8 protein-coding genes are annotated in these 10,495 nt (G+C 40.6%); all 8 read left to right on the top strand.

Translation table 11 applies throughout. From position 1 onward, the window contains the following. Positions 1 to 214, top strand: a 214-nt coding sequence (locus VR7878_RS07815) for an integrase core domain-containing protein (RefSeq protein ID WP_139344048.1), incomplete at its 5' end; no start/stop codon positions are given. A 451-nt stretch (positions 215 to 665) separates the two neighbouring features. Further along, complete coding sequence (locus VR7878_RS07810) at positions 666 to 2,867, top strand: type VI secretion system Vgr family protein (protein WP_077334984.1); 2,202 nt, start codon at positions 666 to 668, stop codon at positions 2,865 to 2,867. A 3-nt stretch (positions 2,868 to 2,870) separates the two neighbouring features. Beyond that, positions 2,871 to 4,190: a hypothetical protein gene (locus VR7878_RS07805; protein ID WP_077334982.1), complete on the top strand. Its 1,320-nt coding sequence runs from the start codon at positions 2,871 to 2,873 to the stop codon at positions 4,188 to 4,190. A 15-nt stretch (positions 4,191 to 4,205) separates the two neighbouring features. Next, a complete protein-coding gene (locus VR7878_RS07800) occupies positions 4,206 to 5,180 on the top strand; it encodes a PoNi-like cognate immunity protein (protein WP_077334980.1) in 975 nt (324 codons plus the stop codon). Positions 5,181 to 6,172: 992 nt separating this feature from the next. Next, a complete protein-coding gene (locus tag VR7878_RS07790; protein WP_077334978.1) occupies positions 6,173 to 7,633 on the top strand; it encodes a hypothetical protein in 1,461 nt (486 codons plus the stop codon). Positions 7,634 to 7,911: 278 nt separating this feature from the next. Beyond that, complete coding sequence (locus VR7878_RS07785; protein WP_077334976.1) at positions 7,912 to 8,097, top strand: hypothetical protein; 186 nt, start codon at positions 7,912 to 7,914, stop codon at positions 8,095 to 8,097. Between the two features lie 218 nt (positions 8,098 to 8,315). Next, entirely contained in the window at positions 8,316 to 10,298 is a 1,983-nt protein-coding gene (locus VR7878_RS07780; protein ID WP_205409435.1) for a KAP family P-loop NTPase fold protein, read from the top strand. A gap of 39 nt (positions 10,299 to 10,337) precedes the next feature. Then, positions 10,338 to 10,495, top strand: a 158-nt coding sequence (locus VR7878_RS07775) for a transposase (protein WP_139344047.1), incomplete at its 3' end; no start/stop codon positions are given.

The following is a 10,495-nucleotide window of genomic DNA, read 5'->3' as shown; positions in this document are numbered from 1 at the left end:
AAATTCTTATATTGAGCGTTTTAATCGAACCTACCGAACGGAAATTCTGGATATGTATGTTTTTAAAACGCTGAATGAAGTCCGGGATTTGACAGAAAACTGGATGAGGGAATACAACGAAGAAAGGCCACATGACTCACTAAATGATCTCACGCCTTGGGAGTATTTGGAAAGACACGACAGCAGGAAAAACTCTAACTTATCGTGCCATTAAAACTGGGATGGTTACACCTGGGTGGTGAGCTGGCGGAGTTGGAACTACCGTGACATAGGAAACGGCCTGACCGAGGTCAGCCCCATCCAGCCCACCATAATATTCAGGTGTGCAAAATCTCACAAAAACAATGAGAGGATGTTTTTATGCCTATATCAAACGGGGTTCCAATCCCGACACTGGATTTTGCCAGTGCGAACGTAGGTTAGTTCTGATTGGAAGTTGTGTCAATAATCTGTCTGGTAAGCTTCTGTTTGACCGATAGAAACTTAAATTGGAATTTGATGTTAAATTTTCCTTCTTACTAGATGATGTTATTCAATGAGTTTTGTATAATCTTCGTTTTAGATCTGTTATGCCCCCCCAAGCCAAAACGATAATGAAGAAGAACAATTAGTCAGAGCTGAAATTAATCAGCCACTAACAATCAAGGCATAGGTATTATCACAACATGAGAAATTTAATGTTTCGCCTCACCATCGACGGCGTCAATGATAAGACGTTGGTGGTCCGTGACTATCAGGGGATCGAGTCCATCTCAGATTCAGTCGATGATCAAGGCCAGCCGGTTTATGGCTATCGCTATACCATCGATATTGCCAGTCGCAACAGCGACCTGAGTTTCGAGCAAATGGTCGATAGCACCGCACTGCTTGAAGTGCTGCGCGATCATGAGGTCGTGCAAAAAGTTCACGGCATTATCCGCAACTTCAGCCGGGGCGATACCGGTCACCATCATACCTTTTATTCACTTACCTTGGTGCCGTCACTGGAAAGACTGTCGCTGCGCCATAACAGCCGGATCTTCCAGCAACTGGACGTGCCGGAAATTCTCTCGGTGCTGTTTCAGGAAATGAATATCAATGATTACGTATTTTCGGTGCGGCGTGAGTGCGCCAAACGGGAATATTGCGTTCAGTACCGTGAGACCGATTTAGAATTCTTCCACCGTCTGGCGGCTGAAGAAGGGCTGATGTACCGCTTTGAGCATCAGCAAGACAAGCATGTTTTGGTCATCACTGATAACCCCGAAGGGTTCGGCCGTCTTGCCATGCCGGTGCCGTATAACGCCTTGTCCGGTGGGGTGTTTGAGCAACCCTACGTCTCAACTTTGACCGAGCACAAACAGACACAAGTCAGTGATGTGCAGCTGAGCGATTACAGTTTTAAAAAGCCGTCTTACAATATCACGCACTCGGCTACCGCTTCGGATATGAGTTACCAGCGCGGTGACTATGAACATTTCGACCACCCGGGGCGGTTTAAAGACGACACCACGGGTCAGGCATTTACGCAGATCCGCCTTGAAGCGCTGCGCCGACAAGCACATACCTTCAGCGGTAAAAGTAACGACGCACAGCTTCAGGCCGGTCAGCGGTTTGATTTGATGGAGCACTTCGACAGTGAGATGAATCGCACTTATCTGCTGATTCAAGTCGCCCATCAGGGCAGCCAGCCGCAGGCACTGGAAGAATCCGGAGGCAGCGGTGCAACCACATATGCCAACCAGTTTGCTGCCATTCTCGGTGATCAGGTGTGGCAGATGACACCGCGTAGTAAACCGATCCTCAAGTTCCCGACGATGGGGACGGTGGTCGGCCCCGAAGGGGAAGAGATCTACTGTGATGAACATGGTCGGGTGAAAGTACAGTTCCCTTGGGATCGTTACGGCAGCTCAAATGAGCAAAGCTCTTGCTGGTTGCGTGTGACACAAGGTTGGGCCGGAGCGCAGTACGGGATGATGGCTATTCCGCGCATCGGGCATGAAGTGGTGGTGCATTTCCTTAATGGCGACCCGGATCAACCGATCATCACCGGGCGAACATACAATGCCAATAACGTCACCCCGTATCCGCTGCCGGAGCACAAAACCAAGACGGTGATCCGCACCGAGACTCACCAAGGGGACGGTTACAACGAGCTGAGTTTTGAAGACCAGTCGGGCAGTGAGAAAATCTATCTGCACGCGCAAAAAGATACCGACACGCTGGTTGAAAACGATGCAACCACGCATATCAAACATAATCAAAGTACCACCATCGACAATGATCGCTACAGCCATATCAAGGTCAATGACCATCACACGGTCAGCGGTGAAGCGCGCACCAAAATCGCCAAAAGCCAGACGCTGATGATTGAAGGCGAGTTGCATGTCAAAGCCGGCAAAGTGTGGGTCAATGAAGCGGGTACAGAAATCCACATTAAAGCCGGTGAGCAAGTCATCATCGAAGCCGGGAATGAAATCACCCTCAAAGCCGGTGGCAGCTTCGTTAAAGTTGACCCGTCAGGCGTCTCCCTCAGCGGTGCCGGGGTGAACCTGAACTCCGGCGGTAGTGCCGGGAGTGGCAGTGGGTTTGCGGGGGAGATGCCATTCAATGCTAAGGCTCTTATTCAGGAAGAAAAAAAACATATCATGGAGTTCTTCTATATGGATCCTGAGTTACAGCCATATGCAGGTACAAAATATAAAGCAGTTCTGAGTGACGGTACGGAATTAACAGGAACTCTTGATGGAGACGGATATGCAAAAATTGAGAATGTACCCAATGGTGTTGCCCGTGTTCACTATATTTCCGATGAAGCCTTTGTTGATACTCCCAGAGAATCAATTTCTAAGGTTGTGAATCGCCTTGATAGTTTGCTGGGAGAGTAATTCATGTGGGGCAATGATGTATATGAATGGCTTTATGACAATCTGGAAGATGCTTATACCGCAGGCGAAGACTATATCAAGCAGAAAGCTCAGGAAGCAAAAGATGCTGTTATGGGGCCGGTTCAGTGGATTTGGGAAACGCTTCAAGGAGATTTTAATGCAGATATGAGTGCCGGGCAGATTGCTGCTAATGCTGCATTGGGACTCATCCCCGTTGTTGACCAGATATTAGACTGTCGAGATTTAATCGCGAACTGTAAGAATATTAAAGAAGACTCGAGTAACAAAGGGGCATGGATTGCGCTGTGCCTGACATTGATTGGTTTATTTCCGACATTGGGCTCGGCAGCAAAAGGGATCTTGAAAATTTTCTTCCTGTTCCTGCGTAAAGCCGGAGGCGATGTAGCAAGAGTGATTCGTCCGGCGATGAAACCAGTCCTATCTTTTCTGGCGGATCCCAAAGTACAGAAAATACTGGGTCAGAAGCAGGCCGGGGAAGTCTTGACCAAAGTTGCTGACCAGTTGAAAGAGCTTTCTTCGATGGTGACAAAATCCAAGCTACTTGGTTTGTTCGATGAAGCTGCTGATGCTTTGAAAGGTGTTGTCAATAAAGTAAAAGCAGTTGCGCCTGCAAATGTTTGTCGAATGTTGGATGATTTTGTTGAGACGGTTGTCGAAATTCGTGGTAAAGCTGATGAAATGATTGGTGTTGTACTTGAGCCGGTACAAAAACTGCTGGATGATTTAGAAAAGCATCTGAAATTACAGATTGATGAGCTAAATAACAGTCATTTGGCACCGGCAGGTAATGTTGTTGTCCATCGGTTGGATGATAGTGTAGTAGCGATTCAGCCTCGAATTATTAAAGCAACCAATAAAGAAAAAGGTCTTTTCGGTGAAATTATCAGTGATAATTTTATGGAAAATAAACAATTTGAGAATTTACTATCTGAAGATCGTCGTGTCAGGAAAATGACTGATAAGCCCCGAGGGCGGGGCATTGATGGGATCTATGTAAGAAGGGAACCACCTCCACCATTGTATATTGTTACTGAGACTAAATACCGGACAGATACTGGGAAGTATATAGATGATGATGGAGTAGCGAAGGATTCTGTTCTTTCTATGACGAAACACTCTGGTAAGCAGATGAGTAACCGGTGGGTAGAGCAACGTCTTCCTGATGAGTTAAGTGACGATGAACTGTTGGAACTAGAAGCTACAGGGTATCAAAAATGGTTAATCATTGTTGATGACTCTGGTAGTGTTGTAAATGTTACGACACTCGATAAAGATGCTAATTCTCTAGAGCGAATCTTTTAGTATAGGAATAAATTAATGAGCGCTGATTTTTTGAGTACCAGAAGAGACCCTTTACTTGAAGAAGACATATATATAGGTAAAAAAGAAAGTTTCCAGAAGAGGTTAACTCATGAGGGGCTAAGAAAAGTACTAACTGATCCCGAAAAAGATGATGATCATAAATGTAGTGTTAGTTGGGGCTTCTTTACTGCATATTTTGAAAATACAATATTAGATTATTCTGCTGGTTTGCCATTAGAAACTGTTTTGAATGATTTTGATGAAACTCTAGAATATTATATTAGTCATAAAAATAGTCATACTAATGATGTTCTTAAATATTGGGAACCGGACTCATTTCAGTATATTTTATGGTTGTATAGCTTATCCATTCTGTTAGGGAAGCAACAATATTTGGTGCCGTTGAGTCGCTGGTTGACTATATTGGGGGATGTTAAAGACGATCCTATCTTAAGTATCTTACTGGCACGAATTGGAATTGTTGGCTTTCCTCGTCAAGAATTACTTGCCTTCCCCAAATCCTACCAACATCTTTACGATGCAATCAAAGGAGATGGTGTTTCTCCGACAAAAGCAGAGCGGCAGGAAAGTATTAAGCAGTACCTGAGAGGGTGGTATAAGGGAATGAAAGACTGCTATTGGTATAATCGCCATAAAGGTAAATTCCCTACTTTCTTCGGTTACTGGGCATTTGAAGCAGGGATGGTGACATTACTCTATGGTCTGGACGATAGTAGTTATCGGCATATGCTTTATTATCCGAAAGATTTGGTCGATTATGCCAGAGCGAAAGGTTATGACCAACTGTTTGCAGCAGAGCAAATGGAAAAGCAGAAGCACTATATTGTTTTACCCGGAGATGAAAGTTCGATAGACGGTACTTTTCTCTGTAACCTGACGAATGACCAAATTACATTAAATCATGGTGAGCGAGCACCGGGTCCGGTGGAAGATGAGAATGGCAATCGTATCTTTTGGGTGAGTCAATAAGGTGAAACTGTTAATGATATTGTGAGTCTCATTGTATAAATTCAGATAAGCTATTCAATTGATGCCTAAATCAAACCGAGCCGCAAATGCGGCTCGCTGATCGTGTGTAAAAAATTTTGCACTTCTGCCAAGAGTAGTTGACGAGTTTACGCCAAATCAGAAATTTTATGTAAAGATTCTTCTGGGATTTATGGGGGATAAGGGCTCTGTTTAGAATTCAATTTCCTAGATGTTTGATTGGTTGGTTAGTATGAGTTTTCGGTTGATATTTAATAGGACTGTATAACTCTTTTTTGCCCCAAAGTCATTTAGCGTAAACGCTCATTAGAATTCTGATAATCCCAATTTGACCTAGGTTTTCTGATGCCTCATTATGCACCTAATAGATTAACAGTTTTTGAGTAGAAAAACTGAGCGAATACTGATAAGAGGTGAATTACATGGATAGTGATCAATTAGACTTTACGGTTGATGCTGTAAGCAGAGTACATCCCATGTCGATAGTAATTAACTTGCTGTTTATTGGCGTTCTACTTTCTGGGTTATATGGCTTATTTTTTGACAACAAAGCACTTTATGGTGTCCTAATTTACATTTTCGTAGGTTTCGTTGTTAGGTTGGTTTTTTGCCGCCTTCTCAAGGCATACTTGCGATCTAAGTATAAGAAGTTGCTACAGAGTAATAGTGACGACTAAACAATTAAGCTAAATCTAGGATTCGGAGAGTACTGACGCAGCATCAAGCGCAAAATGCCCCATTACGTTTGACAATCCAAAACTAATACAATGAACAGGTGTGCACAATTGATTGAATTCAACCATATGATTTAAATTGCTTATGCGTGTTATTTGGTGTCTACTTAGTTTGGAGCTATTTAAATCCTATTAATCGGATTTATCCTCCAATCATTGTGGGGGACAGGTTTTAATTTGTACGAGATTATACCAATTTAAGGTTAGAAACTTAGTATTGATGACTACGGGATATAAGATATGGAATCAAAAAACATTCTTGAGGCGAATGACGGTTTAGAGGAAAGCCTAAATACTCTAATTGAAGACATCGAAGTTGTAATTAATAGTGATGATAAAAAAAATATCAATGATATTGAAAAGTTTCGTATGTGGTTAGAGGTCGTAAAAACTTTTTTTCAGAATGGAAATTCTAATTTTATTATCCCTTCAGAGCTTACTGACTGGATAAACAATATATCAAAAGCTAAAACAGACATTGCATTTTTGCTGAGAACGCCGAATAACGCAAGTCAACGTAACAATATAAACACGCATAGAATCGATTTTGTAAATCAAGTTACAGCATTATTTAAATCCGTTTCACTTAATATGGCCGCGCAAGGGCTATCTATCGAATGTTTGAATGTAAGTGAACAAAGGTTAGCAAGTCAGGAATATGAAAAAATTTCTGACATTGCACATAAAGCAAGTGAATCGCTTTCCGAAATTCAAAAATTAATACAGCAAACACAAGCTAATTACGAGAAAACTTGCGAAGATAGAGATGCAATCGAGAAAGTACGCATATTACTTATTGATGGTAATAGTGATGACCTAAGCACTAAAGATAAAGTTGAAAATCTACTTACAGATAGCACAAAAAAATCCGAATTGATTACGGAAGCATACTCAGAAGTGTGTTTAGGAAATGATGGCGAGCCGTCTATTTTTAATCGCTTGAAGGATCATGAAAAAAAATCTGATGAAATTCTGGAAAAAACAGAAAACAACCTAACTTCCCAAGAAAAAATACTTAAGGACTTACGAAATTTCTATGTAAAAATTTATGGGGAAAATGTAGATGATAATATTACAGGCGGGTTGGATTCTGATATAAATGATTATATAAAAAAATTAGATAGCTTTGAAAAGGAGCAAAAAAATAAATATAACACCTTAAATAATCAAATTGAGAGCTTAATTCCAGGAGCTACTAATACAGGATTAGCATCTGCATATAGAGAACTGAAAGAAGAATGTAATAGGCCTGTGATGATATTTACTATTCTATTTTTTATTTCTATAGTTATACTTTGTTTTCTTGCGTCAATATTTGTTGTCGATAAAGTTGATTGGAGTCCTCTTTCTATTACTTTCGTCCATACAACAACTTGGACTGAAATGGCTACTACGTGGTTAAAAAGATTGCCACTGATTCTACCTATCCTTTGGCTGACGGTATTTGTTTCAAAACGACGAAGTGAATATCAACGTTTACGGTTCGAATACTCACATAAGGAATCTTTGGCTAAATCGTACAACAGCTACAAGCAACAAATTGAAGAATTAGGTGAAGATAATTCTGAGTTATTAAAAACTCTCTTAGAACAAACAATTATTGCAATTGCTTTTAATGCATCTACCACATTAGACAAAAAGCATAGTGATGGAACTATTGCCGAAAAAATAGCGAGTAAAACCTTAAGAGGTGCAAGTTAACTTAACAAAGTAATGCTAAGTAACTTGTGGTCAAAAATTTAACCACAAGTTACATTAAATATATAATGTGATCTGCATAAAGCATAAATATGGCAATTTTCAGCCCATTTTTTCCTACTCAGTTATGGGTTATTGCTAACCTGCAAACACAAAATTGCCTCATTCGTTGTTAGACTTGCACCATCTCTCAATTTATATCGTGCTGCTTTGATTTACTTTTACTCATCTTTGTACTGTAGTGTTTAACATGATCGTTCAATCACATGAGGTAGTTGTCTATGTTCAACATAAACAGAACTCCTGAAATAAAGGAAGCAAGAGAAAAGTATGATCGCGCTTGTCAGCATCACAAGGAAATGGCAAGGCTTCATCGAGCAGGTGCGGTAAGTTCTGAAGACTTAAAAGAGGCTATAGATGATATGCGACAGGCAGAGAATGAGCTGGATGCAGTTAAAAGAGCATAATCACTCCATTTACTCGTTAGTACATATCAGATATGAAGCCTCCCAAGCGAGCTAGCTTTTGTAGCTAGCTGAAACCTACCGTATTCCGTGTTATCATTGTTTAATAAGCAAGTAATAGCATAGGTGGTTGGTTTGAGTTTAGTTGCTTATCAAGATCAAGCAAGATAGACCAAAATAATCATCATATAGCGCTTTAAGCCCAAAGCCCTAGGATAGATATGGAAGATAAAAACTATTCATCTGATTCACCAATACACGACCAAGACCAGGATAGATTTTCTCGCTGGAACTTTTCCCAGAGAGTGGCCCAAGTCATATCAAAGCGAAGTGATCCCAGTAGTATCGTAATTGGGCTATACGGGATTTGGGGTGATGGTAAGACATCTGTGCTCAACTTTATCGAAAAGTCACTTGAAAGTGATGAGAACGTAATATGCATAAAGTTCAATCCTTGGCGTTTCGGTACAGAAGATGAGTTACTAACTGGTTTCTTTTTTGACATAGCAGAAGCGCTAGATGCAGAATTAATTAAAACTGGGGATAAGCTTAAGGACTTCTTTAAAAAAGCAGCTCCTGGAGCTGGCGCACTTATGGGAGCAAAGGGAGCGGGAGATGCTTTTGGAGCATTTATCTCTGGGCCAGATATAAACGAGCTTAAGAAGAGAATAGAAAGCGAGTTAGAATTAGCTAAAAGGCGAGTTCTAATACTAGTCGATGATGTCGATAGGCTAGAAAAGACTGAAATTCATGCACTGTTTAGACTAGTTAAGTTAACAGCAGATTTTAAATATACATCATACATCCTGGCATTTGATAAAGACGTTGTCGCCGCATCTTTGCAAGAACGCTACTCTAGTGCTGCTGAAAATGCTGGTGAAGCTTTTCTTGAAAAAATTATTCAGGTTCCCCTGCATTTACCAGCCGTTGAAAAACAAGTGCTGCGAGAATTTTGTTTTCAAGGAGTTGATGAAGCAATAAATATTGCAGGAATTACACTCTCTCAGCAACAAGTCCAGGAGTTTGTTCGTGACTTTAGCTCAGCATTCGATGATTGCTTAACAACTCCAAGAAAAGCCAAACTTTATGGAAATACATTAATGTTCTCTTTGCCAATCCTACAAGGAGAGGTAAATCCAATAGATCTAATGCTTTTAGAGGGGGTAAGAGTCTTTTGCCCTTCGCTGTATGAGGTGCTGAGATCAAATAAAACGCTGTTTACGGGCACTTTCAGAGATAGCCAATACTCTAACAATGACACTGAAAAGGAACATATAAGAAAACTTATAGATGACGCACTTAGTGGTGGAAAGAACATCAACAAAGAAGGCTTTATAGACCTATTAAAAAATATGTTCCCAAAGCTTCAATCCGTCTATGGAAACATGAGCTATGGATCGGATTGGTACGATCAATGGAATAATGGTCAGAGGATTTGCTCCGCGAACTATTACTCTAGATATTTTACTTACGCTATCCCAAGAGGTGACATATCAGATAATGCAATTAAGGCTTTATGCGATGATGTTGAAAAATGGGATAAATCCTTCGATATAGAAAGCAATCCGCTAAATGAAATGCTAAGTGCCGCTTCTGCTGAAACACTAATAAAAAAATTGAGAAATAAAGCAGGTAAGATAAGTATTAGTTCCTCACTTTCACTGGCTGTTGCTATTGCACAAAAAAGTGAAGAAATTCCAAATCCTGAGGTGTTATATAGTTGGATGACCCCATTCTCTCAGGCGGCTATGTTGATCAGTGATTTAATTCAAAATATACCTAAACCTAAACGTGTTGATTTGGCTAAAACCTGCATCGAATTATCATCGACACTGGATTTTAAACTCGAAGTATTTAGATGGTTAAAACGTGAAGATGAAAGCAAACCAGAAAAAGATGCATTTTCTGAAGATTGCATAGATGATATTGGAAAGCACTTGGGGAAAATTTTATCTGAAATTCTTGAACGAACTGAAGATATAACAAAACTAACGTCTAAATCCATACCAACAATATTCTATACATTAAATAAGTATGTACGGAATAACTATGTAAATGATTATGTGGCAGGGCTAATTTCAAAGGATCCAGTAGCTATTGTTAGAATACTTGACTCTTATGTACCAACAGCGTGGGGGATGGAATCTGGTGTTTCTCAGAAGTCAGATGTAACCCTCCCCGAAAAAATGGACGCTGGTAAATAGGGCTTTTCCGTTTACACTGAAATAAACGGAGAGTGCATGATGAAAAAATCACGCTATACAGAAACGCAAATCGTCAAGATCCTGAAGGAAGTCGAAGCCGGCAGGAAAGTCAATGAAGTGTGCCGCGAATACGGGATCTCTGATGCAACCTACTATAACTGGAAATCGAAGTACGGTGGTATGGAAGCCTCTGATGT

The organism is Vibrio ruber DSM 16370, assembly GCF_900163965.1.
GTDB classification, from domain to species: Bacteria; Pseudomonadota; Gammaproteobacteria; order Enterobacterales; family Vibrionaceae; genus Vibrio; species Vibrio ruber.
The sequence above is the reverse complement of the archived record's forward strand: the minus strand, read 5'-3'. Positions and strand labels throughout refer to the sequence as shown.

Excerpts from the sequence above, each read along its gene's own strand:
- VR7878_RS07810 (WP_077334984.1), top strand. The coding sequence starts at position 666 with ATGAGAAATTTAATGTTTCGCCTCACCATCGACGGCGTCAATGATAAG.
- VR7878_RS07805 (WP_077334982.1), top strand. The coding sequence starts at position 2,871 with ATGTGGGGCAATGATGTATATGAATGGCTTTATGACAATCTGGAAGAT.
- VR7878_RS07800 (WP_077334980.1), top strand. The coding sequence starts at position 4,206 with ATGAGCGCTGATTTTTTGAGTACCAGAAGAGACCCTTTACTTGAAGAA.
- VR7878_RS07790 (WP_077334978.1), top strand. The coding sequence starts at position 6,173 with ATGGAATCAAAAAACATTCTTGAGGCGAATGACGGTTTAGAGGAAAGC.
- VR7878_RS07785 (WP_077334976.1), top strand. The coding sequence starts at position 7,912 with ATGTTCAACATAAACAGAACTCCTGAAATAAAGGAAGCAAGAGAAAAG.
- VR7878_RS07780 (WP_205409435.1), top strand. The coding sequence starts at position 8,316 with ATGGAAGATAAAAACTATTCATCTGATTCACCAATACACGACCAAGAC.